Genomic DNA, 23,129 nt, shown 5'->3' on the forward strand with positions numbered 1-23,129 from the left:
GGCCGGCAGGCGCGGGGTACGGGCGCCGGGGCGCGTCATTTGACAATGGCGGCCCGCACGTGCGGATGATGTGGCGTGCGTCACACGGCACCGGCTGCGCGGATTTGACATTCGGCGGCGCGAGGGCACCAAGCGCGATTAATGGCGCGTTACAAAGTGACACGCGGCAGGTGGCGGGATCGCCATGCCTGCCGCGCGGGGAGCAGTACGCCGGCCGTCGGGCCGGCGGGCGTCACGGATGAGTTACAGATAGAACATCCGGTCTTCTTCGGGGCGCGGCGGATGGCCATCATCGTCCGAACCTTCTTCCTCGCCGCTGTCCTCGTAGAACGCGAGCACCGCGTCGAGCACCTGGTCGGGATCGTCGATCACCTGCATCAGATCCATGTCTTCCGGATTGATGAGGCCCATCGGGATCAGCTGATCGCGGAACCACTGCAGCAGCCCCTTCCAGAACTCGCTGCCGACGAGGATGATCGGCACGAGGCGCGACTTCTTCGTCTGGATCAGCGTGAGCACTTCGGACAGCTCGTCGAGCGTGCCGAAGCCGCCCGGCATCACGATCACCGCATCCGAATTCTTCACGAACGTGACCTTGCGCGTGAAGAAGTGGCGGAAGCGCAGCGAGATGTCCTGGTAGTGGTTGCCGGCCTGCTCGTGCGGCAGCTCGATATTCAGGCCGACCGACGGCGCCTTGCCGGCGTGCGCACCCTTGTTCGCGGCTTCCATGATGCCGGGGCCGCCGCCGGAGATCACGGCGAAGCCGGCGTCGGACAGCTTGCGCGCGATCTGCGCGGCGAGCTTGTAGTGCGGCGTATCGGGCTTGAGGCGGGCAGAACCGTAGATGCTGACAGCCGGGCGGATCTCCGACAGGTACTCGGTCGCCTCGATAAACTCTGCCATAATCGTGAACATCTGCCACGATGCGCGCGCCTTCTTGGCCGTCGCGCGTTCTTGATCTGCGAGCGAACGCAGACTCGGAATCACTTTTCTCTTGTTCATAATGCCTGAAGAACGAAATCTGGAAGGTAAGACCCTGCTATTGGTTGACGGTTCGAGCTATCTGTATCGGGCTTACCATGCGATGCCTGATTTGCGTGGCCCTGGCGGGGAGCCGACCGGAGCGCTCTACGGAATCATCAACATGCTGCGCCGTATGCGCAAGGAAGTCAGTGCAGAGTATAGCGCTTGCGTGTTCGATGCAAAGGGCAAGACGTTCCGTGACGACCTTTATGCCGACTATAAGGCAAACCGTCCGTCGATGCCGCCTGACCTCGCATTGCAGGTCGAACCGATCCACGGTGCGGTGCGCGCGCTCGGCTGGCCGCTGCTGATGGTCGAAGGCGTCGAGGCCGACGACGTGATCGGCACGCTCGCCCGCGAAGCCGAGCGGCACGGGATGAACGTGATCGTGTCGACCGGCGACAAGGATCTCGCGCAGCTCGTCACCGACCACGTCACGCTCGTCAACACGATGACCAACGAGACGCTCGACCGCGACGGCGTGATCGCGAAGTTCGGCGTGCCGCCCGAGCGCATCATCGACTACCTCGCATTGATCGGCGACACCGTCGACAACGTGCCGGGCGTCGAGAAGTGCGGGCCGAAGACGGCGGTGAAATGGCTGGCGCAGTACGACAGCCTCGACGGCGTGATCGAGCATGCGGGCGACATCAAGGGCGTGGTCGGCGACAACCTGCGCCGTGCGCTCGACTTCCTGCCGCTCGGCCGCACGCTCGTGACCGTCGAGACGGCCTGCGATCTCACGCCGCATCTCGAATCGATCGAAGCATCGTTGAAGACCGACGGCGAAGCGCGCGACCTGATGCGCGACATCTTCGCGCGCTACGGCTTCAAGACCTGGCTGCGCGAAGTCGACAGCGCGCCGGCGGAAGGTGGCGGCGCTGATGCGCCGGAAGGCGAGCCGGCGCCGGTGGTGGCGGCCGACATCGTCCGCGAATACGACACGATCCAGACCTGGGCGCAATTCGACGCGTGGTTCGCGAAGATCGACGCGGCCGCGCTGACCGCGTTCGACACCGAGACGACCTCGCTCGACCCGATGCTCGCGCGGCTCGTCGGCCTGTCGTTCTCGGTCGAGCCGGGCAAGGCGGCCTACCTGCCGGTCGGGCACCGCGGCCCCGACATGCCCGAACAGCTTCCGCTCGACGACGTGCTCGCGCGTCTGAAGCCGTGGCTCGAATCGGCCGATCGGAAGAAGGTCGGCCAGCACCTGAAATACGACGCGCAGGTGCTCGCGAACTACGACATCGCACTGAACGGCATCGAGCACGACACGCTGCTCGAATCGTACGTGGTCGAATCGCACCGCACGCACGACATGGACAGCCTCGCGCTGCGTCATCTGGGCGTCAAGACGATCAAGTATGAAGACGTGGCCGGCAAGGGCGCGAAGCAGATCGGTTTCGACGAAGTCGCGCTCACGCAGGCCGCCGAATATGCGGCCGAGGATGCGGACATCACGCTGCAGCTGCATCACGCGCTGTATCCGCAGGTGGCGCGCGAACCGGGCCTCGAGCGCGTGTATCGCGAGATCGAGATGCCCGTGTCGCTCGTGCTGCGCAAGATGGAGCGCACGGGCGTACTGATCGACGATGCGCGCCTGCAGGCGCAGAGCACCGAAATCGCGACGCGCCTGATCGAGCTCGAAGCGCAGGCGTACGAACTGGCGGGCGGCGAATTCAATCTCGGCTCACCGAAGCAGATCGGGCAGATCTTCTTCGCAAAGCTGCAGTTGCCGGTCGTGAAAAAGACGCCGAGCGGCGCGCCGTCGACCGACGAAGAAGTGCTGCAGAAGCTGGCCGAGGACTACCCGCTGCCGAAGCTGCTGCTCGAGCATCGCGGGCTGTCGAAGCTGAAGTCGACCTATACCGACAAGCTGCCGCGCATGGTGAACCCGTCGACGGGCCGCGTGCACACGAATTACGCGCAGGCTGTCGCGGTCACGGGCCGCCTGGCGTCGAACGATCCGAATCTTCAGAACATTCCGGTGCGCACGGCCGAAGGCCGGCGGATCCGCGAGGCGTTCATCGCGTCGCCGGGCCACCGGATCGTGTCGGCCGATTATTCGCAGATCGAACTGCGGATCATGGCGCACATCTCGGGCGATGCGTCGCTGCTGCGCGCGTTCTCGCAGGGCGAGGACATCCACCGTGCGACCGCCGCCGAAGTGTTCGGCGTGACGCCGCTGGAGGTCAATTCCGACCAGCGCCGGATCGCGAAAGTGATCAACTTCGGGCTCATCTACGGGATGAGCGCGTTCGGGCTCGCGTCGAACCTCGGTATCACGCGCGATGCGGCGAAGCTCTATATCGACCGTTATTTCGCCCGTTATCCGGGCGTTGCGCAGTACATGGAAGACACGCGCTCGGTTGCGAAGGAGAAGGGCTACGTCGAAACCGTTTTCGGTCGCCGCCTGTGGCTGCCCGAGATCAACGGCGGCAACGGCCCGCGCCGCCAGGCGGCCGAGCGTGCGGCGATCAATGCGCCGATGCAGGGCACCGCGGCCGATCTGATCAAGCTGTCGATGATCGCGGTGGACGACTGGCTCACCCGCGACAAGCTTGCCTCGCGGATGATCATGCAGGTGCACGATGAACTGGTGCTCGAGGTACCCGACGGCGAACTGTCGCTGGTACGCGAGAAACTGCCGGAAATGATGTGCGGCGTGGCGAAGCTGAAGGTGCCGCTCGTTGCCGAAGTGGGTGCCGGCGCGAACTGGGAAGAGGCACACTGACGCACCGCCGCGCGGTTCCCGATTCCTGCGGCATATTGTTGCAGGGATGCTGAATATCGAGATGGTTTGCTTGTGGTCAACGCGCAAGCTCCCGGACAATGCATGTCATTGACGCGGGGGCGGCGCGCCCCGCGTTCCGGGGGCGGACGCATCGAAGTGCTTCGAACTGCACATCGATGATGTCCGAACCGGTTAATCCACCGGGTGGCGCGAATGCATCGCGTTCGCACTGTCCGGCGGCAGCAGTTTCGAATCGCAAAGGGGGAACAGATGCATCGGATCATCATCGTAGGCGGAGGCGCGGGCGGCCTGGAACTGGCGACGCGGCTCGGCGACCGTTACGGCGCGCGCGGCAATCGTTCCGCGCGTGCGCTTGTCACGCTCGTCGACCGCAATCCGACCCACATCTGGAAACCGCTGCTGCACGAGGTCGCGGCCGGCAGCATGGATCCGTTCACGCAGGAGCTCGAATATGCGGCGCAGGCGCGCTGGCATGGCTTCGAGTTCCAGCAGGGCGGGCTGACCGGGCTCGACCGCGCGGCGAAGCGCATCACGCTCTCGCCGGTCAACGACAGCGACGGCGAGGAGCTGTTGCCGGCGCGCGAGTTGGAATACGACACGCTCGTGATCGCGATCGGCAGCACGACTCACTTCTTCGGTGTGCAGGGTGCATCGGAAAACGCGATCGCGCTCGATACCGTTGGCGAGGCCGAGCGCTTCCGCAAGCGGCTGATCGCCGCGTGCATGCGCGCCGAGCACCAGGCGCCGGCGCCGACCGCGCCGGGTGAGGCGGCCGAGCCGCGGATCCAGGTCGCGATCGTCGGCGGCGGCGCGACCGGCGTCGAGCTGTCTGCCGAACTGCGCAACACCGCGCAGGTGTTGTCGGCCTACGGGCTGCACAAGCTCGACCCGCGGCACGACGTCGGCATCGTGCTGATCGAATCGGGGCCGCGGATCCTCCCGGCGTTGCCGGAGCGCGTGTCGTCGGCGACGGCCGAACTGCTCGAAAAGATCGGCGTGCGGCTGATGCTCGCCGAGCGCGTGACCGAGGTGGCGCCCGGGGCCGTCCATACGGCGAGCGGCCAGACGGTGCGCGCCGACCTGACGGTCTGGGCCGCCGGCATCAAGGCGCCGTCCGTGCTCGCCAATCTCGATGGTCTCCAGGTCAACAAGCTCGGCCAGCTCGACGTGCGCCGTACGCTGCAGACCTTCACCGACGACAACGTATTCGCGCTCGGCGATTGCGCGGCATGCGCGTGGCCCGGCAACGAGCGCAATGTGCCGCCGCGTGCACAGGCTGCGCACCAGCAGGCCAACTTCCTGCTGAAGGCAATCGGCTGCCGGCTCGACGGGCGCCCGCTGCCGGAATTCACGTATCGCGACCTCGGCTCGCTCGTGTCGCTCGGCCATTTCAGCGCGGTCGGCAACCTGATGGGCGGGCTGATCGGCGGCAACATGCTGATCGAAGGGCTGTTCGCACGCTTCATGTACATGTCGCTGTACCGGATGCACATCGCCGCGCTGCACGGCTATCCGAGGATGATGCTCGACACGGTCGCGCACTGGCTGCGGCGCACGACGCTGCCGCGCGTCAAGCTGCACTGAGCGCGCGTTCGCGCGGGGAGCGGGCGGGGACTGCGCACGTCGTGCGTGGTCTCCGCCCGTTGTCTTTTTGCGGGCGGCAGCGCTTGCGTGCGTTCGACGAACCTGATCGACCGCGTGTTTTTCGTTTCAATTCGCAAGTATCCGTGCGCCCAGCGACGATCGGCATGCGGCTTGCCACATCGCGATTCGACGAGCCGCCAGCGGGTTTTCGGCCGACGATCGACGTGTCGAATCAACGCGTCGTAATTGAGTCTTACATATCTGACAGTTGACGCGACAACGGATTATTGGGCATCGTGTCCGGGTTTCCGTTTGCGGCGATGTGCCAATCGCCGCGACATCCGCGCCGCCCGCCGGCGCGATGCCCCGTCATGCCGTGTCCGTGATCGTGACGGCGGCGCCCAATCGAGGAGTGCAATTCATGTTGAAACCCGAAGTCGACAGCCTGGTTCCCCACGTTCCGTTCTCGCGCCGCAAGTTCATGCAGGCCGCGCTGGGCGGGGCCTTCGCGGCGGCTGTACTGCCCGTGTCGGCGCAGACGGTCACGACCGACAGCGAAGGGCTGGACGTCGACACCGTCGAGATCCGCTCGGGCGACTCGAGCGTGCCCGCGTATCGCGCGCAGCCGAAGGACAAGACGAACCTGCCGGTCGTCGTCGTGATTCACGAGATCTTCGGCGTGCACGCGCACATTGCCGATGTCTGCCGCCGCTTCGCGAAGCTCGGTTATCTCGCGATCGCGCCCGACCTGTTTGCGCGGCAGGGCAATGCGGCGAAGTACCCGACGATCAAGGAACTCGACGAGCACATCATCAGCAAGGTGCCGGACCGGCAAGTTTCCGAGGATCTCGATGCGACCGTCGCGTGGGCCGGCAAGAACGGCGGCGACCTGTCGCGTCTCGGCGTGGTCGGGTTCTGCTGGGGTGGCCGTCAGAGCTGGCTGTATGCGGAGCACAACCCGCATGTGCGGGCGGCCGTTGCATGGTACGGGTTCGTCGAAGGCAAGACCGACGAGATGACGCCGTTCAACCCGGTCGATCATGCATCGCTGCTGAAGGTGCCGGTGCTCGGGTTGTATGGCGAGAAGGATACGAACATCACGCAGGCGTCGCTCGCGGACATGCGCAAGGCGATCCAGGCGAGCGATTCGAAGCTCGCGCGCGAATCGGAGATCGTCGTGTATCCGGATGCCGGCCATGCGTTCTTTGCCGATTACCGGCCGAGCTATGTGAAGGCCGATGCGGAGGAGAGCTGGAAGCGCGCGATCGCGTGGCTCCGCAAGTACGGCGTGATGTAAACGGCAAGCGGCGGCACATGCCGCCGCTTCGTTGCGCCTGCGCCGTGCCGGTGCTTACGGTGTCGGGCCGGTTGCGATCGGCCGCGACGGGTCGGCGCTCCATTCGCTCCACGAGCCCGGATACAGCGACGCGCCGTGCAGGCCCGCAACCTCCAGCGCAAGCGCGTTGTGACATGCGGTGACGCCGGAGCCGCATTGCAGGATCACGCGGTTCGGTTCGGTGCCCGCCAGCACGGCGGAAAATGCCTCGCGCAGTTCATGGCCGGTCTTGAAGCGGCCGTCGGCGGTCAGGTTGTCCTTGAAGAAGCGGTTGCGCGCGCCGGGGATGTGGCCGCCCACACGATCGATCGTTTCATTTTCGCCGCGGTAGCGATCGGGTGCGCGCGCATCGATCACGATGCGCGTGGGTGCGTTTACGTTGGCGAGCACGGCGGCCGCATCGACCGTCGATTCGAGCGGCGCGGCCGCGCGGAAATCGCCGGCGGCTGGATGCGGCACGTCGGTTGCCAGCGGCTGGCCGGCTGCTTCCCAGGCCTGCAGGCCGCCGTCGAGCACGGCGACCGAATCGTGGCCGAGCCAGCGCAGCAGCCACCACAGGCGCGCCGCATAGGCGCCGCCTTGCGCGTCGTACGCGACGACCTGCTGGCCCTGCTTGAGGCCGCGGTTCGCGAGCAGCGTGGCGAGTGCGTCGCGGGTCGGCAGTGGATGGCGACCATTGGTGCCCGTCTTGCGGCCCGACAGATCGCGGTCGAGATGGAGGTACTGGGCGCCGGGGAGATGGCCGGCTGCATACGCGGCTTCGCCGGCAGCGGGATCGACGAGATCGAAGCGGCAGTCGAACAGCGCAACGCTGCCGGGCGCCGCCGCCAGGCGCTCGGCGAGATTGGCGGCGGAGATGAGCGTGGTGTAGTGGGTGTGTGGCATGACGGCTCCCTGGAGTGCGAATGGCCTGACATTCCAAGTCTAAACAAAAAAAGACGGGCCGAAGCCCGTCTTTTCGTCTGCCGGATACCGCGCGGCGTCAAAGCGCCGCACCTGCCGTCAGATATCGCCGAGGTGGCGGCGCAGGAACTCGTGAAAGTGCTGCATGCCGTCTTCCATCGGGCTCTGGTACGGGCCGACCTGCGACTCGCCGCGTGCCATCAGCGCACGGCGGCCTGCGTCCATCCGCATCGCGATCTCGTCGTCCTCGACGGCCGTTTCCATATAGGCGGCGCGTTCGGCCTCGACGAATTCGCGTTCGAACAGCGCGATTTCCTCGGGGTAATAGAACTCGACGATGTTGGTCGTCTTCTGCGGGCCCTGCGGAATCAGCCACGACACGACGAGCACGTGCGGATACCACTCGATCATCAGGCCCGGGTAGTAGACCATCCAGATCGCGCCGAACTCCGGCGGCACGCCGTTACGGAACTTCAGCACCTGCTCGTGCCATTTCTGGTAAGTCGCGCTGCCCGGTTTCGCGAGGGCGTTGTGCACGCCGACCGTCTGCACGCTGTACCAGTCGCCGAACTCCCACTTGAGGTCGTCGCACGACACGAAGCTGCCGAGGCCCGGGTGGAACGGGACGACGTGATAATCCTCAAGGTAGACCTCGATGAACGTCTTCCAGTTGTAATCGCACTCGTGCACTTCGACGTGATCGAAGAGGTACTCGGAGAAGTCGAAGTGATGCTTCGTGCCGAGGTTGGCGAGGTCGCGCGCGACATGCCGGCCTTCGGCCTCGAACAGCAGCCCCTGCCAGTTCTGCAGCGGGCTCTTGCCGAGGTTCAGGCAGGGCTTGTCGGGGAAGTGCGGCGCGCCGAGCAGCTCGCCTTCCAGATCGTACGTCCAGCGGTGCAGCGGACACACGATGTTCTGCGTGTGGCCGCGCCCGTTGAGCATGATCGCCTGCCGGTGGCGGCAGACGTTCGACAGCAGTTCGATCTGATTCGCCTGGTTGCGAACCAGCACGCGGCCTTCCTTCTCGGACGGCAACGCAAAATAATCCCCCGCCTCGGGCACCATCAACTCGTGCCCGACGTAACGAGGTCCTTTCTTGAAGAGGGTTTCGATCTCGCGCTCGAGTAGCGCCTCATCGAAGTATGCAGTGACTGGAAGCTGGCTGTGAGCCGACTTCAACTGAAGCGCATCGCTCAGATTGGACATTCCCACTCCCGGTGTTAGCGTGAAAGCAGTGAACAACCCAACCATCGAAAAATCGATTTAGGGAAACGGGGAATTATACCCGGTTCGCCTCGCAAGGCTAGGATTAAGTGCCTGATTTGTGTCAATTTTTTGTCGGGCGACAATCGGAGGGCGCACAATGTGTGTCGAAGATGGGGCCGGAATATGTACCCGGGTGCCCACGACGGCAGGTCGGAAAATTCTCTTTTGCCGTAGAATGTCCGACTTGTTTTGAAATTTGACACCCTCGTCCATGGCGAAAACCGCATCCCCAGGCGCCACGCCGCCCGGCAATGGCACCGAACCGTTGCCGGACAATTACGAGATGGCGCTCGCGGAACTCGAGACGCTGGTTGCCCGGATGGAAGGCGGCGCGTTGAGCCTCGAGGATTCACTGGCGGCGTATCGCCGCGGTGCGACCCTCGTTGCGTTTTGCCAACAGCAGCTTGAGAAAGTGGAGCAGCAGGTTCGCGTGCTCGACGGCGCGACGCTGAAGCCGCTTTCGTCCGGAACGGCCGCCACGGACGGCGAAGACGACGATCTATGACATTCGAACAATGGATGCGGTCCGTGCTTGACCGCGTCGAGGACGCACTCGGCCACTATCTGCCCGCTGAAACCGCGATGCCGGCGACACTTCACGAGGCGATGCGTTATGCGGTCCTCGGCGGCGGCAAACGCGTTCGCCCGCTGCTGTGCCATGCAGCAGGCGAACTGACCGGCGCGACGGAAGCGGCGCGTAATGCGGCGGCAGCGGCACTGGAGATGATCCACGTCTACTCGCTCGTGCACGACGACATGCCGTGCATGGACGACGACGCGCTGCGTCGCGGCAAGCCCACCGTGCACGTGCAGTATGACGAGCCGACGGCACTGCTCGTCGGCGACGCACTGCAGTCGCAGGCGTTCGTTGCGCTGACCGATGCCGCGGCGCTGTCGCCGGTGCAGCAGGCTGCGCTCGTGCGCGAACTGGCGCTGGCGAGCGGCTCGATCGGCATGGCCGGCGGGCAGGCGATCGACCTGGCGAGCGTCGGCCTCAAGCTGACGCGCGAGCAGCTCGAGACGATGCACCGGATGAAGACGGGCGCATTGTTGCGCGCGGCCGTGCGGATGGGCGCGCTGGCCGGCGAGACGCCGTCCGCGGAAACGATGGCGGCGCTCGATGTGTACGCGGGGGCCGTGGGTCTGGCCTTCCAGGTCGTCGACGACATTCTCGACGTCACGACCGATTCGGCGACGCTCGGCAAGACGGCCGGCAAGGACGCGGCGAACGACAAGCCGACCTATGTATCGATCCTCGGCCTCGAGGCGTCGCGTGAGCTCGCGGCGCAACTGCGCGCCGAAGCGCACGACGCGCTGAAACCGTTCGGCGCACGCGCACGGCGTCTCGCCGAACTTGCCGACCTGGTGGTGAACCGGGTCAGCTGACGCGAAAGCCCGCCGCCGCGCACACGCTACGGTGCGTGCAACAGAATGCGGGCGCGTTTGATTTCCTATAATGGAACGACGATGTACGACTTGCTGAAAACCATCGACGACCCGGCGGATTTGCGCCGCCTCGATCGTCGCCAACTTCAACCGCTCGCGGATGAACTGCGCGCGTTCGTGCTCGACAGTGTGTCGAAGACGGGCGGCCATTTGTCGTCCAACCTCGGGACGGTCGAGCTGACGATCGCGTTGCACTACGTGTTCAACACGCCGAACGATCGCATCGTCTGGGATGTGGGTCACCAGACCTATCCGCACAAGATCCTGACGGGCCGCCGCGACCAGATGCATTCGCTGCGCCAGCAGGACGGCATCTCGGGCTTCCCGCGCCGCAGCGAATCCGAATACGACACGTTCGGCACCGCGCACTCGAGCACGTCGATCTCGGCCGCACTCGGCATGGCGATCGGCAGCCAGCTGAACGGTGACGACCGCTTCTCGATCGCCGTGATCGGCGACGGTGCGATGACGGCCGGCATGGCGTTCGAGGCGATGAACAATGCAGGCGTGTCGGAAGATGCGAAGCTGCTCGTGATCCTGAACGACAACGACATGTCGATTTCGCCGCCGGTCGGCGCGCTGAATCGCCATCTCGCCCGCCTGATGTCTGGCCGCTTCTATGCGGCTGCGCGCGCGGGCGTCGAGCGCGTGTTGAGCGTGGCGCCGCCGGTGCTCGAACTCGCGCGCAAGCTCGAAGAGCACGCGAAGGGCATGGTCGTGCCGGCCACGCTGTTCGAAGAGTTCGGCTTCAACTACATCGGCCCGATCGACGGTCACGATCTCGATTCGCTGATCCCGACGCTGCAGAACATCCGCGAACTGCGCGGCCCGCAGTTCCTGCACGTGGTCACGAAGAAAGGCCAGGGCTACAAGCTCGCCGAAGCGGATCCCGTGCTGTACCACGGCCCCGGCAAGTTCAACCCGGCCGAAGGCATCAAGCCGTCGACCGCACCCGCGAAGAAGACGTACACGCAGGTGTTCGGCGAGTGGCTGTGCGATGAAGCCGAGCGCGATACGCGCGTCGTCGGCATCACGCCCGCGATGCGCGAAGGTTCGGGCATGGTCGAGTTCGAGAAGCGTTTCAAGGATCGCTACTACGACGTCGGCATCGCCGAGCAGCACGCGGTGACGTTCGCGGGCGGCATGGCAACCGAAGGCCTCAAGCCCGTCGTCGCGATCTACTCGACGTTCCTGCAGCGTGCGTACGATCAACTGATCCACGACGTCGCGCTGCAGAACCTGCCGGTCGTGTTTGCAATCGACCGTGCAGGCCTCGTCGGCGCGGACGGCGCGACGCACGCGGGCGCGTACGATCTCGCGTTCATGCGCTGCATCCCGAACATGACGATCATGGCTGCGTCCGACGAGAACGAATGCCGCCAGATGCTGCACACGGCACTGCAGCAGCCGAACCCGACCGCGGTGCGCTATCCGCGCGGCGCGGGCACGGGCGTGGCGACGGTGAAGGAGTTCACCGAGATCCCGCTCGGTAAGGGTGAAGTGCGTCGCCAGACGTCGCAGCCGGAAGGCAAGCGCGTCGCAATCCTCGCGTTCGGCACGATGGTCGCACCGTCGCTCGCCGCGGCCGAGGAGCTCGATGCAACCGTCGCGAACATGCGCTTCGTGAAACCGGTCGATGCGGCGCTCGTGCGTGAACTCGCCGAGACGCACGACTACCTCGTCACGGTCGAGGAAGGTTGCGTGATGGGTGGCGCGGGCTCGGCCTGCGTGGAAGCCCTGATGGAGAGTGGGGTTATCCGACCCGTACTACAATTGGGCCTCCCTGACCTGTTCATCGATCACGGCGACCCCGCGAAGCTGCTGTCGCAATGCGGCCTCGACGGCGCGGGTATCGCGAAATCGATTCGCGAACGCTTTCTGAATCCGGCGGCCGACGTCGCCGGTCAGGCGAAGCGCGTCGCATAAGCTGGCGCCGCCCGCGGGCGGCGTCGGTGCGACTGGCGCAACCGGTCTTCATTGATGCGGAAAACATGGGCCTGCGGGCCCATGTTGCTTTTCCGGCTGCCGCATGATGCGGCGTGCGCGTCGTCGAACGCGCGGCTTACAAGGATTGAACAAGATGAACCAGATGAATCCCGCCTTCGTGATGCCCGACGTGCAGAGCACGGTGGATACCCGTCAGATTCCGATTCAGCGCGTGGGCGTGAAGGCGGTCCGGCATCCGTTGACGGTGTGTACCGAAAGCGGCGACGTGCAGCCGACCGTCGGTGTCTGGAACCTCGACGTCCGCCTGCCGGCCGACCAGAAGGGCACGCACATGTCGCGTTTCGTCGCGCTGCTCGAAGAGAACCGCGCACCGCTGACGGTCGAGCGTTTTCGCACGATGCTCGCGTCGATGCTCGAGAAGCTGGAAGCCGAGGCCGGCCGCATCGAGGTCACGTTCCCGTACTTCGTGAACAAGACGGCGCCGGTGTCGGGCGTGCAGAGTCTGCTCGACTATGAAGTGACGCTCGCGGGCGAAAGCCGCAACGGCGACACGCGTCTGTTCCTGAAGGTGCTGGTGCCGGTGACGAGCCTGTGCCCGTGCTCGAAGAAGATCTCGCAGTACGGCGCGCACAACCAGCGCTCGCACGTGACGATCGACGCGGAGCTCGCAGCCGACCTGCCGGTCGAGGCGCTGATCCGCATCGCTGAGGAAGAGGCATCGTGCGAGCTGTGGGGCCTGCTGAAGCGTCCGGACGAGAAGTTCGTCACCGAGCGTGCGTACGAGAATCCGAAGTTCGTCGAGGATCTCGTGCGCGACGTCGCGCAGCGTCTCGACGCGGACGAGCGCGTGGCGGCTTACGTGCTCGAAGCCGAGAACTTCGAGTCGATCCACAATCACAGCGCGTATGCGCTGATCGAACGCGACAAGCGGCAGGCAGCATAACGCCGCGGCGTTTTGTCACGCCGATGAACAAGGCCGCTCGAATGAGCGGCCTTTTTGTTTGCCGGTGCGACCTTGCGTCGCACGGTGCGGCTCAGCGTGCGAGCGACGCGAGATCCCAGCGCGGCTTCACCGTGAATGCGTAGTCGGCATTCGCCTGCTCGGGCCAGCGGCCGAGCCGCAATGCGCCCGCGAGTGCGATCATCGCGCCGTTATCGGTGCAGAGTGCGAGATCGGGGTAGTGCACGTCGAAACCGCGCTTGGCCGCGGCGGCCGACAGCGCGGCGCGCAACTGGCGGTTCGCGCCGACGCCGCCCGCGACTACGAGGCGCTTGAGCTTGGTCTTCTTCAGCGCGGCGAGCGACTTGGCGACGAGCACGTCGACGGCCGCGTCGACGAAGCCGCGTGCAAGGTCGGCCTTCGCGCGTTCGAGCGCTTCGCCTTCCAGCTTCGCCGCTTCGAACTTCTTCATCTGCGTGAGCACGGCCGTCTTCAGGCCGCTGAAGCTGAAGTCGAGGTCGCCCGAATGCAGCATCGGACGCGGCAGCACGACCGCGCCCGGCGTGCCGGTTTCGGCGAGCTTCGATACTTCCGGGCCGCCCGGGTAGCCGAGGCCGATCAGCTTCGCCGTCTTGTCGAATGCTTCGCCGGCCGCATCGTCGAGCGTTTCACCGAGCGTCTCGTACACGCCGACGTCGGTCACGCGCATCAGTTGCGTGTGACCGCCGGACACCAGCAGCGCGACGAACGGGAACGGCGGCGGCTCGTCGACGAGCAGCGGCGACAGCAGGTGGCCTTCGAGGTGATGGATGCCGACGGTCGGCTTGTTCCAGGCGAGCGCGAGCGCATTCGCGATGCTCGCGCCGACCAGCAGCGCGCCGGCGAGACCGGGGCCCTGCGTGAACGCGATCGCGTCGATGTCGTCGCGGCGCGTGCCGCTTTGCGCCATCACTTCCTCGAGCAGCGGCAGTGCGCGGCGGATGTGGTCGCGCGACGCGAGCTCGGGCACGACGCCGCCGTACTCGCGGTGCATGGCGATCTGCGAGTGGAGCGCGTGCGCGAGCAGGCCGCGCTGCGTGTCGTAGAGCGCGAGGCCGGTTTCGTCACAGGAGCTTTCGATGCCGAGAACGAGCATGGGTGCGGGCAGGGCGCGCCGTATCGGACGCGCCGCAGGAAGGTCAACGTAACCGGAAATTATAGCAGGCGAGGGCCTGCCGCCGCTGGCGGCGGCCCGGGCTCGATGCCGGGCAGGTACAATCCGCGCCATGGAAACTTATGATATCGCCGTGATCGGCGCGGGCGCGGCAGGGATGATGAGCGCCGCGGTTGCCGGGCAGCTCGGCCGCCGCGTCGTGCTGATCGATCACGCGCCGCGGCTCGCCGAGAAGATCCGCATCTCGGGCGGCGGCCGCTGCAACTTCACGAACCTGTACGCCGGCCCCGACAACTATCTGTCGTCGAATCCGCATTTCGCGCGCTCGGCCCTGGCGCGCTATACGCCGCGCGATTTCCTCGGGCTGCTCAAGCGTCATCATGTGACCTGGCACGAAAAGCACAAGGGCCAGCTCTTTTGCGATCACGGCAGCGACGCGGTCATCGACGTGCTGAAGCACGAGTGCGATGCGGGCGGCATTGCGTGGCGCCGGCCGGTCGTCGTCGACGCGGTGCGCCACGCGCCGGCCGACGGCTTCATGCTCGACACGCAGCAGGCGGGGACGATCGGTGCGCGCGCACTGATCGTCGCGACCGGCGGCCTGTCGATCCCGAAGATCGGCGCGACCGACTTCGGCTACCGGCTGGCCAAGCAGTTCGGCCACAAGCTCATCGATACGCGTCCCGCGCTCGTGCCGTTGACGTTCGCGCAGCAGGACTGGGAGCCGTTCGCGGCGTTGTCCGGCGTATCGCTCGAAGTGCGCGTATCGACCGGCGACAAGAAGCGCGGCGGCGAATTCGTCGAGGATCTGCTGCTGACCCATCGCGGCCTGTCCGGGCCTGGGATCCTGCAGATCTCGAGTTACTGGCAGCCTGGCGACCCGATTCGCGTCGATCTGTTGCCGCAACGCGACACGGTCGCCGACCTGCTCGACGCGAAGCGCACGTCGAAGCGCCAGATCGGTTCGCTGCTCGCGGACTGGGTGCCGTCGCGCCTCGCGCATGCGTGGCTCGACACGCATCGCGTCGCGGCCGACGCGCGGCTCGCGGACCTGCCGGACAAGACGCTGCGCCAGATCGGCGACGCGCTGTCCGGCTGGACGCTGACGCCAAACGGCACCGAGGGCTACAAGAAGGCCGAAGTGACGAAGGGCGGGGTCGATACGCGCGATCTGTCGTCTGCGACGATGATGAGCACGCGCGTGCCCGGGCTGTTCTTCGTCGGCGAGGCGGTGGACGTGACGGGCTGGCTCGGCGGCTACAACTTTCAGTGGGCGTGGGCGTCCGGCACGGCGGCCGGGCAGGCCGCGGCGGAGTATGCGCGCGGCGCCTGACGGGGCCGGGCTGGCGCCGTTTTGACGGGACCAGGCCCCGTGCCTTTAGGCAATCGCTCTGCTATACTCGGTAGTCTTTCCCTGCAAACCTTTATTCGTGTCGGATCATGACGATCATTCGCGTTAAAGAGAACGAGCCGTTCGAAGTTGCAATGCGTCGCTTCAAGCGCACGATCGAGAAGAACGGTCTGCTGACCGAGCTTCGAGCGCGCGAGTTTTACGAGAAGCCGACCGCAGAGCGCAAACGCAAGAAGGCTGCTGCAGTGAAGCGTCATTACAAGCGTATCCGCAGCCAGACGCTGCCGAAGAAGCTGTACTGAACGATTGGGCGCCGCGCGGTTCGCTGAGCGGCGCACCGGCGACTTCGTGTGATCGTGGAAGATCGAGCATGATCGTGCGACCGATCAGGCGAGCCGCCGATGCCGGATTCGAGCAACCCGCTTGAGACACTGTCCCAAGCGGGTTTTTGTGTTGACGTCCGTTCGCGGGCGTCGAATTCACGTTTCCTTCCCGGGTGAAAGATGAGTTTGAAAGAGCAGATCAGCGAAGACATGAAGGCCGCGATGCGCGCGAAGGAAAGCGAGCGCCTGGCAACGATTCGCCTGCTGATGGCCGCGATCAAGCAGCGCGAAGTCGACGATCAGATCACCCTCGACGACGCGGGCATCACGGCCGTGATCGACAAGATGATCAAGCAGCGCAAGGATTCGATCAGCCAGTTCCAGGCAGCCGCCCGTGACGACCTCGTCGCGAAGGAGCAGGCTGAACTGGTCGTGCTGAGCGGCTATATGCCGGAGCAGCTGTCGGAAGCCGAAGTGGCTGCCGAAGTCCAGGCTGCAGTCGCGCAGACGGGCGCCGCCGGCCCGCAGGACATGGGCAAGGTGATGGGCGTGCTGAAGGGCAAGCTCGCCGGCCGTGCCGACATGACGGCGATTTCCGCGCTGGTCAAGGCCGCGCTGACGAAGTAACCCCTGTTTCCCCGGCGCGCGCAGTGCGTGGGCCGGGGTGTCGTATTGTCTTTTTTTCGCTCGATCCCACGGTGATTCCGCATTCGTTCCTGCAGGACTTGCTGAACCGCGTCGATATCGTCGACGTGGTGGGTCGGTACGTGCAGCTCAAGAAGGGCGGCGCCAACTTCATGGGGCTGTGCCCGTTCCACAACGAGAAGAGCCCGTCGTTTACCGTCAGTCCGACCAAGCAGTTCTATCACTGCTTCGGTTGTGGCGCGCACGGCACGGCGATCGGCTTCCTGATGGAGCACGCGGGGCTTACGTTCCCCGAAGCCGTGCAGGAACTCGCGCAGTCCGTCGGGCTGACCGTGCCGCACGAGCCGTCGATGCGTGGCGGCGGTGGGGGCGGAGGCGGTGGCGGCGACTATCCGGCACCGGTGTCGAAATCGGTCGCGACCGCGTTGTCCGATGCGATGACCGCCGCGTGCGACTACTACCGCAAGCAGTTGCGCGGCGCGACCGTCGCGATCCAGTACCTGAAGAACCGGGGTCTGACCGGCGAGATCGCCGCGCGCTTCGGGCTCGGCTATGCGCCGGACGGCTGGCAGAACCTCGAGGCCGCGTTCCCGGACTATCGCGACGAGTCGCTCGTCGAGTCGGGGCTCGTGATCGTCAGCGAGAAGACCGATGCGCAGGGCGTCGCGCGCCGCTACGACCGGTTCCGCGAGCGGATCATGTTCCCGATCCGCAACGTGAAGGGCCAGGTGATCGGCTTCGGCGGCCGCGTGCTCGGCAGCGGCGAGCCGAAGTACCTGAACTCGCCCGAAACCCCGCTGTTCAACAAGGGCAGCGAGCTGTACGGCCTGTTCGAGGCGCGGCTCGCGATTCGCGAGCGCAAGTACGTGCTGGTCGTCGAAGGCTACATGGACGTCGTCGCGCTCGCGCAGCTCGGGTTCCCGAATGCGGTCGCGACGCTCGGCACCGCGTGCACGCCGATTCACGTGCAGAAGCTGCTGCGCCAGACCGATACGGTCATTTTCAGTTTCGACGGCGATTCGGCCGGGCGGCGGGCGGCCCGGCGCGCGCTCGAGGCCTGCCTGCCGCATGCGGGCGACAACCGCACGATTCGGTTCCTTTTTCTGCCGGCCGAGCACGATCCGGACAGCTATGTACGCGAGTTCGGCGAGGCGGCGTTCTCCGAGCAGGTCGAGCGCGCGATGCCGCTGTCACAATTTCTGCTGAACGAAGCAATTTCCGGCAAGGCGCTCGACCAGCCGGAAGGCCGCGCGAAGGCGCTGTTCGACGCGAAGCCGCTGTTGCAGGCGCTGCCCGCGAACGCGTTGCGCGCACAGATCATGCACATGTTCGCCGATCGCCTCGACATCCCGTTCGAAGAGGTCGCGGGGCTGTCCGACGTCGATACGCGGATCGCGGCACCGCCGCGCCAGGCGCCCCCGCGCAGCGAGCGGCGCCGCGTGACGGACAGCGAAAAGCGTGCGTTGCGCACGCTGGTGATGCATCCGCGCATCGCGACGCAGCTCGACGACGAGCAGCTCGCGACCCTGCGCGCGTTGCCGCGCATCGGCGAACTGTTCGCGGAAGTCGTCGATCACGCGCGCGCGCTGGGCGACGGCGCGGAGTTCCGGCTGCTGTCGGATGTCCTGCGGACGTCCTCGAATGGAGCGACTTACGAGGAAATCTTCCGCGAAATTCTGGACTATGATGAAAACGTCCGCGACTTGCTGTTACAGAATCCGGAAGACGAGACGGTGCCCGAGCGGCAGCGTGAACAGGAACGGATCGCGGGGGAGGAACTGCAGGCGGCGGTACTCAAGATGCGTTACGACGCCTGCTGCGACCGGCTTGACAGGCTGGCGCGGCAATCCACCTTCACACCCGAGGAATTGGCCGAATTGACGGAATTGAACCAGCAGCGAACCGACATGAAGCGTCGGCTCGGGCTGTAGGCGGCCGGAGAGCTTAGAGAGGGCTCCCCAGCGTGCTATAATATAAGGTTTCCAGCGGTTTGTTTTCTAAGCAGAGGCGAGAATCGCGATGGCAAAGACGACAGGCGGAAAGAAAGCAGCAGGCAAGGGCTCGACGGAGCCGACCAAGAAGGTCACAGCGGCCAAGTCTGCTTCTTCCACCAGGACAACGTCTTCAGCCACGTCAGCCCCAGCAGGAAAGAAAACCGCGGCCGGCACTGCTCAAGCTGCGCCGGCGCAGGCAGCCAGAACACGGGCTGCCGCCAGACCCGACTCCGGGCCGGCCAAGCCGGCGGCGAAGCGGGCAAGTGCGAAAAGCGCAAGGGACACGACTGCCGCCGCGGACGAAACGGCAGTACGTACTACTCATGCACCCACGGTTCAACCGGCTGTCGTCCAGCAGCCGCGAGTCGATATAGCCGGTACGGCGAACTCCATGACCAAAAAGCTGAACGAAGTATCCGTCGATGACAACGCAAGTCAGAGCGACGAGCAGCCCGCAGCCGTGGCTGCTCCGGGCAAGTCCAAGGTGCGCGATCGTCGTGCCAAGGAAAAGGCGCTGCTGAAGGAAGCGTTCGCGACGAGCACGCCGGGTACGGCCGAGGAGCTCGAAGAGCGCCGCGTGAAACTGCGCGCGCTGATCAAGCTCGGCAAGGAGCGCGGCTTCCTGACGTACGCCGAAATCAACGACCACCTGCCGGACAACTTCACCGAGACCGAAGCCCTCGAAGGCATCATCGGTACGTTCAACGACATGGGCGTGGCGGTCTACGAGCAGGCGCCGGACGCGGAAACGCTGCTCCTGAACGACAACGCGCCCGCCGCGTCGTCGGACGATGAAGTCGAAGAGGAAGCGGAAGTTGCGCTGTCCACCGTCGATTCGGAATTCGGCCGCACGACCGATCCGGTCCGGATGTACATGCGTGAAATGGGCACGGTCGAGCTGCTCACGCGCGAAGGCGAAATCGAGATCGCGAAGCGGATCGAGGACGGCCTGCGCCACATGGTGATGGCCATCTCCGCATGCCCGACGACGATCGCCGACATCCTCGCGATGGCCGAACGCGTCGCGAACGAAGAGATCCGCGTCGACGAGCTCGTCGACGGCCTGCTCGATCCGAATGCTTCGGACTCCGCCGATACCGACGGCTTCTCCGCGAAGGAAGCGGAAGCCATCGAGAACGAGGACGAGGAAGCCGAAGAGGAAGAGGAAGAAGAGGAAGAGGAGGAAGATGACGGTGCTGCACAGGCATCGGCCAACGCCGCCCAGCTCGAAGCCCTCAAGCGCGCCTCGCTCGACAAGTTCTCGCAGATCAGCGAGTGGTTCGACAAGATGCGCCGCGCGTTCGAAAAGGAAGGCTACAAGTCGAAGGCCTACCTGAAGGCGCAGGAAACGATCCAGACCGAACTGATGACGATCCGCTTCACCGCGCGTACCGTCGAACGCCTGTGCGACACGCTGCGTGCGCAGGTGGACGAAGTGCGTCAGGTCGAACGTCAGATCCTGCACATCGTCGTCGACAAGTGCGGCATGCCGCGTTCGGAATTCATCGCGCGCTTCCCCGGCAGCGAGACGGATCTCGACTGGTCCGAGAAGGTCACGGCCGAAGGTCACTCGTACAGCGCGGTGCTGTCGCGTAACGTTCCGGCGATCCGCGAACAGCAGCAGCGTCTGCTCGATCTGCAGGCGCGCGTCGTCTTGCCGCTGAAGGACCTGAAGGAAACCAACCGCCAGATGGCGGCCGGCGAGCTGAAGGCGCGTCAGGCGAAGCGCGAAATGACCGAGGCGAACCTGCGTCTCGTGATCTCGATCGCGAAGAAGTACACGAACCGCGGCCTGCAGTTCCTCGACCTGATCCAGGAAGGCAACATCGGCCTGATGAAGGCGGTGGACAAGTTCGAATACCGTCGCGGCTACAAGTTCTCGACCTATGCGACGTGGTGGATCCGTCAGGCCATCACGCGTTCGATCGCGGACCAGGCGCGTACGATCCGTATTCCGGTTCACATGATCGAAACGATCAACAAGATGAACCGCATCTCGCGGCAGATCCTGCAGGAAACCGGTCTCGAGCCGGATCCGGCAACGCTCGCCGAGAAGATGGAAATGCCGGAAGACAAGATCCGCAAGATCATGAAGATCGCGAAGGAGCCGATCTCGATGGAAACGCCGATCGGTGACGACGACGATTCCCATCTCGGCGACTTCATCGAGGACAACAACACGGTCGCGCCGGCGGATGCCGCGCTGCATGCAAGCATGCGCGACGTCGTGAAGGACGTGCTCGATTCGCTGACGCCGCGCGAGGCGAAGGTGCTGCGGATGCGTTTCGGTATCGAGATGAGCACCGATCACACGCTCGAGGAAGTCGGCAAGCAGTTCGACGTCACGCGTGAGCGGATCCGTCAGATCGAGGCCAAGGCGCTGCGCAAGCTGCGTCACCCGAGCCGTTCCGACAAGCTGAAGTCGTTCCTCGAAGGGAACTGATTTCCAGCGTCTCTCCTGCGAACGCCGCCGGTATCTGCATGATGCCGGTGGCGTTTCTCCCCTTTGTTGTTACAATGCCGGCCCGGCTTCTTTGTCGGGGCAGCGTGTGACACGCTTTGCTTCTCATCAGGGCTTGTAGCTCAGCGGTTAGAGCAGTCGACTCATAATCGATTGGTCGCGGGTTCGAACCCCGCCGGGCCCACCAGATTTCATGCGCGCGATTGCGCGGCATGCCGAAAACCCGCGATGGCTTCATGCGTCGCGGGTTTTTCTTTGCGTGGACGCGTGACGCGCGTCCGGATCGGGAAATTACCGAGAAAGTGCCGCGCCGCTGTCAATCCAAGTATGCTGTAGCGCGGCCGTTTCACACGCAACACCGGTTGCGGCCGAAGGAAAACCAGACAGCCCCGCGATCCATCCGGCGGCAAGAATAAACAGACTTCGGCGGGAGTGGGACGGCAATCATGACCATGCTGCGTTCGTGGGGTGCGATTCTCTCGTTGCTGGCGCTCGTTGCATGCGCGAGCCTGCCGCCGCAGGCCGATCGCGTACAGACGCACGCGTACACCGATACCGACAACACGCGGCTGGGCGTTGCGTTCCAGCGGCAGGCCAGTACGCACCCGGGGCAGGACGCGTTCCATCTGTTGATCGATCCGGTCGACGCGCTGGATGCGCGCGTGTTGCTTGCCGATCGCGCGGACCGCTCGCTCGACCTTCAGTACTACATCTGGCACGACGACCTGACCGGGCACGAACTGGCCGACGCGATCATTCGCGCGGCCGATCGCGGCGTGCGCGTCCGTGCGCTGCTCGACGATCTCGGCACGAACGCGGACGACCGCAAGCTGCTCGAGATCAGTTCGCATCCGAACATCGAAATCCGGCTGTTCAATCCGGTCGCCACGCGCCGGTTCAAGAAGATCGGCACGGTGTTCGAGTTCTCGCGCGTCAACCGGCGCATGCACAACAAGGCGATGATCGCGGACAACCAGGCGGCGATCATCGGCGGCCGCAATATCGGCGACGAGTATTTTGGTGCATCGTCGATGCTGGAATTCGGCGATCTCGATGTCGTCGTCCACGGCCCGGTCGTGAAAAACATCTCGACCGAATTCGACACGTTCTGGAATTCCCCGTACGCGTATCCGATCGGTGCGCTGGTCGGACACGATGCGGCGCCGGGCGGGCTGGACCGCGAGCGTGAACGATTGCGCGACTACCTGAGGACCATGGAGGACAACCCGTACGTACTCGAGGCGAGGCAACGGCTCGACCAGATTGTTCACGGGGCGGGCACGGAACTGTCGTGGGGCCACGCGACGGTGCTGTACGACGATCCGTCGAAGATCGCGCACGCGCCGAAGGACAGCGACGGGCACCTGATGCCGCAGTTGCGGGCGCTCGCATTGCAGCCTGAACATGACCTGCTGATCGTGTCTCCGTATTTCGTGCCGGGCAAGGAGGTCGTCGAGCGGCTGCGCGCGCTCACGGCGCGCGGCGTGCGTGTCACGGTGCTGACCAACTCGCTCGCGTCGACCGACGTGGCGGCCGTGCATGCGGGCTACCGGCAATACCGCAGCGATCTCGTGGCGGCCGGCGTGCGGCTTTACGAACGGCGGCCGTCAGGCGACAAGAGCATTTCGAAGAAGGTGATCATCGGGTCGTCGCGCGCGTCGCTGCATGCCAAGACCTACGTGTTCGACCACAAGAGCATTTTCATCGGGTCGATGAATCTCGATCCGCGCTCGCTGAACCTCAATACGGAAATCGGCGTGTACTGCGAGAGTCCGGCGATTGCGTCGCAAGTGGCAAACGATCTGGAAGGACGGCTCGATCGAATTGCGTGGCGGGTCGAGCCGAGGACCGATCCGGCGGGCAAAGGGCAGCTCAAGTGGATTCAGACCGATTCGGACGGGAAGGTCACGGAGCTCGATCACGAACCGGAAGTGTCGGCCGCGCGGCGGATGGAAATCTGGTTTCTCGGGCTGCTTCCGATCGAATCGCAACTGTGAGCGGC

17 protein-coding genes and 1 tRNA gene are annotated in these 23,129 nt (G+C 65.0%); 14 read left to right on the forward strand and 4 right to left on the reverse strand.

Annotation, left to right across the window (positions count from 1 at the left end; all coding sequences use genetic code 11):
• Positions 1–243 precede the first annotated feature (243 nt).
• Positions 244–1,002, reverse strand: a complete 759-nt coding sequence (locus BDO18943_RS14945) for an LOG family protein (protein ID WP_122949165.1) — start codon at positions 1,000–1,002, stop codon at positions 244–246.
• 1 nt (position 1,003) lies between these two features.
• Between BDO18943_RS14945 and polA the strand changes: the two genes are divergently transcribed.
• The 3 genes from polA (at position 1,004) to BDO18943_RS14960 (ending at position 6,659) form a co-directional block, all read left to right on the forward strand.
• On the forward strand, positions 1,004–3,757 hold the full coding sequence (polA, locus tag BDO18943_RS14950; protein ID WP_175022980.1) for a DNA polymerase I: 2,754 nt from the start codon (positions 1,004–1,006) through the stop codon (positions 3,755–3,757).
• 270 nt (positions 3,758–4,027) lie between these two features.
• Positions 4,028–5,362, forward strand: a complete 1,335-nt coding sequence (locus BDO18943_RS14955; protein ID WP_175022983.1) for an NAD(P)/FAD-dependent oxidoreductase — start codon at positions 4,028–4,030, stop codon at positions 5,360–5,362.
• Between the two features lie 421 nt (positions 5,363–5,783).
• Entirely contained in the window at positions 5,784–6,659 is an 876-nt protein-coding gene (locus tag BDO18943_RS14960) for a dienelactone hydrolase family protein (RefSeq protein ID WP_089453416.1), read from the forward strand.
• Positions 6,660–6,713: 54 nt separating this feature from the next.
• On the opposite strand, the gene BDO18943_RS14965 is transcribed toward BDO18943_RS14960, so the two are convergent.
• Together BDO18943_RS14965 and BDO18943_RS14970 are read right to left on the reverse strand one after the other, a co-directional pair.
• The gene (locus BDO18943_RS14965; protein WP_175022985.1) at positions 6,714–7,583 is read right to left on the reverse strand and encodes a sulfurtransferase; all 870 of its coding nucleotides are present in this window, start codon (positions 7,581–7,583) and stop codon (positions 6,714–6,716) included.
• Positions 7,584–7,700: 117 nt separating this feature from the next.
• A complete protein-coding gene (locus BDO18943_RS14970; RefSeq protein ID WP_043177779.1) occupies positions 7,701–8,807 on the reverse strand; it encodes an aromatic ring-hydroxylating oxygenase subunit alpha in 1,107 nt (368 codons plus the stop codon).
• Positions 8,808–9,078: 271 nt separating this feature from the next.
• Here BDO18943_RS14970 and BDO18943_RS14975 point away from each other — a divergent pair, with 271 nt between their 5' ends.
• From BDO18943_RS14975 to folE2, 4 genes are all read left to right on the forward strand, one after another.
• Positions 9,079–9,372, forward strand: a complete 294-nt coding sequence (locus BDO18943_RS14975) for an exodeoxyribonuclease VII small subunit (protein ID WP_006479428.1) — start codon at positions 9,079–9,081, stop codon at positions 9,370–9,372.
• Complete coding sequence (locus tag BDO18943_RS14980; protein ID WP_175022987.1) at positions 9,369–10,253, forward strand: polyprenyl synthetase family protein; 885 nt, start codon at positions 9,369–9,371, stop codon at positions 10,251–10,253. Before BDO18943_RS14975 ends, BDO18943_RS14980 begins: the two co-directional genes overlap by 4 nt.
• A gap of 81 nt (positions 10,254–10,334) precedes the next feature.
• Positions 10,335–12,239 carry a 1-deoxy-D-xylulose-5-phosphate synthase gene (gene dxs, locus BDO18943_RS14985; protein WP_175022990.1) on the forward strand — a complete coding sequence of 635 codons (1,905 nt, stop codon included), beginning with the start codon at positions 10,335–10,337 and terminating at the stop codon, positions 12,237–12,239.
• Between the two features lie 154 nt (positions 12,240–12,393).
• Positions 12,394–13,203 carry a GTP cyclohydrolase FolE2 gene (gene folE2, locus BDO18943_RS14990; protein WP_175022992.1) on the forward strand — a complete coding sequence of 270 codons (810 nt, stop codon included), beginning with the start codon at positions 12,394–12,396 and terminating at the stop codon, positions 13,201–13,203.
• Between the two features lie 91 nt (positions 13,204–13,294).
• Here folE2 and tsaD read toward each other — a convergent pair whose 3' ends face one another.
• The gene (gene tsaD, locus BDO18943_RS14995; RefSeq protein ID WP_039358123.1) at positions 13,295–14,335 is read right to left on the reverse strand and encodes a tRNA (adenosine(37)-N6)-threonylcarbamoyltransferase complex transferase subunit TsaD; all 1,041 of its coding nucleotides are present in this window, start codon (positions 14,333–14,335) and stop codon (positions 13,295–13,297) included.
• Between the two features lie 130 nt (positions 14,336–14,465).
• On the opposite strand from tsaD, the gene BDO18943_RS15000 reads away from it, so the two are divergent.
• From BDO18943_RS15000 to BDO18943_RS15030, 7 genes are all read left to right on the forward strand, one after another.
• On the forward strand, positions 14,466–15,686 hold the full coding sequence (locus tag BDO18943_RS15000) for a BaiN/RdsA family NAD(P)/FAD-dependent oxidoreductase (RefSeq protein WP_043177767.1): 1,221 nt from the start codon (positions 14,466–14,468) through the stop codon (positions 15,684–15,686).
• A gap of 107 nt (positions 15,687–15,793) precedes the next feature.
• Positions 15,794–16,006, forward strand: coding sequence for a 30S ribosomal protein S21 (gene rpsU, locus BDO18943_RS15005; RefSeq protein ID WP_006479415.1), 213 nt, complete (start codon positions 15,794–15,796; stop codon positions 16,004–16,006).
• A 201-nt stretch (positions 16,007–16,207) separates the two neighbouring features.
• Positions 16,208–16,654 (forward strand): GatB/YqeY domain-containing protein, encoded by a 447-nt coding sequence (locus tag BDO18943_RS15010; protein ID WP_043177763.1) that lies wholly within the window; start codon positions 16,208–16,210, stop codon positions 16,652–16,654.
• A gap of 71 nt (positions 16,655–16,725) precedes the next feature.
• Positions 16,726–18,603 carry a DNA primase gene (gene dnaG / locus BDO18943_RS15015; protein ID WP_089453413.1) on the forward strand — a complete coding sequence of 626 codons (1,878 nt, stop codon included), beginning with the start codon at positions 16,726–16,728 and terminating at the stop codon, positions 18,601–18,603.
• Positions 18,604–18,691: 88 nt separating this feature from the next.
• On the forward strand, positions 18,692–21,109 hold the full coding sequence (gene rpoD / locus BDO18943_RS15020) for an RNA polymerase sigma factor RpoD (protein ID WP_175022994.1): 2,418 nt from the start codon (positions 18,692–18,694) through the stop codon (positions 21,107–21,109).
• 129 nt (positions 21,110–21,238) lie between these two features.
• Positions 21,239–21,314, forward strand: a tRNA-Ile gene (locus BDO18943_RS15025).
• A 259-nt stretch (positions 21,315–21,573) separates the two neighbouring features.
• Positions 21,574–23,124 (forward strand): phospholipase D family protein, encoded by a 1,551-nt coding sequence (locus BDO18943_RS15030; RefSeq protein ID WP_043177752.1) that lies wholly within the window; start codon positions 21,574–21,576, stop codon positions 23,122–23,124.
• Positions 23,125–23,129 lie beyond the last annotated feature (5 nt).

Source organism: Burkholderia aenigmatica (assembly GCF_902499175.1).
Taxonomy (GTDB): domain Bacteria; phylum Pseudomonadota; class Gammaproteobacteria; order Burkholderiales; family Burkholderiaceae; genus Burkholderia; species Burkholderia aenigmatica.

What these genes read in the sequence shown, in the direction of transcription:
- BDO18943_RS14945 (WP_122949165.1), bottom strand. Translation starts at nt 1,002, where the DNA reads ATGAACAAGAGAAAAGTGATTCCGAGTCTGCGTTCGCTCGCAGATCAA.
- polA (WP_175022980.1), top strand. Translation starts at nt 1,004, where the DNA reads ATGCCTGAAGAACGAAATCTGGAAGGTAAGACCCTGCTATTGGTTGAC.
- BDO18943_RS14955 (WP_175022983.1), top strand. Translation starts at nt 4,028, where the DNA reads ATGCATCGGATCATCATCGTAGGCGGAGGCGCGGGCGGCCTGGAACTG.
- BDO18943_RS14960 (WP_089453416.1), top strand. Translation starts at nt 5,784, where the DNA reads ATGTTGAAACCCGAAGTCGACAGCCTGGTTCCCCACGTTCCGTTCTCG.
- BDO18943_RS14965 (WP_175022985.1), bottom strand. Translation starts at nt 7,583, where the DNA reads ATGCCACACACCCACTACACCACGCTCATCTCCGCCGCCAATCTCGCC.
- BDO18943_RS14970 (WP_043177779.1), bottom strand. Translation starts at nt 8,807, where the DNA reads ATGTCCAATCTGAGCGATGCGCTTCAGTTGAAGTCGGCTCACAGCCAG.
- BDO18943_RS14975 (WP_006479428.1), top strand. Translation starts at nt 9,079, where the DNA reads ATGGCGAAAACCGCATCCCCAGGCGCCACGCCGCCCGGCAATGGCACC.
- BDO18943_RS14980 (WP_175022987.1), top strand. Translation starts at nt 9,369, where the DNA reads ATGACATTCGAACAATGGATGCGGTCCGTGCTTGACCGCGTCGAGGAC.
- dxs (WP_175022990.1), top strand. Translation starts at nt 10,335, where the DNA reads ATGTACGACTTGCTGAAAACCATCGACGACCCGGCGGATTTGCGCCGC.
- folE2 (WP_175022992.1), top strand. Translation starts at nt 12,394, where the DNA reads ATGAACCAGATGAATCCCGCCTTCGTGATGCCCGACGTGCAGAGCACG.
- tsaD (WP_039358123.1), bottom strand. Translation starts at nt 14,335, where the DNA reads ATGCTCGTTCTCGGCATCGAAAGCTCCTGTGACGAAACCGGCCTCGCG.
- BDO18943_RS15000 (WP_043177767.1), top strand. Translation starts at nt 14,466, where the DNA reads ATGGAAACTTATGATATCGCCGTGATCGGCGCGGGCGCGGCAGGGATG.
- rpsU (WP_006479415.1), top strand. Translation starts at nt 15,794, where the DNA reads ATGACGATCATTCGCGTTAAAGAGAACGAGCCGTTCGAAGTTGCAATG.
- BDO18943_RS15010 (WP_043177763.1), top strand. Translation starts at nt 16,208, where the DNA reads ATGAGTTTGAAAGAGCAGATCAGCGAAGACATGAAGGCCGCGATGCGC.
- rpoD (WP_175022994.1), top strand. Translation starts at nt 18,692, where the DNA reads ATGGCAAAGACGACAGGCGGAAAGAAAGCAGCAGGCAAGGGCTCGACG.
- BDO18943_RS15030 (WP_043177752.1), top strand. Translation starts at nt 21,574, where the DNA reads ATGACCATGCTGCGTTCGTGGGGTGCGATTCTCTCGTTGCTGGCGCTC.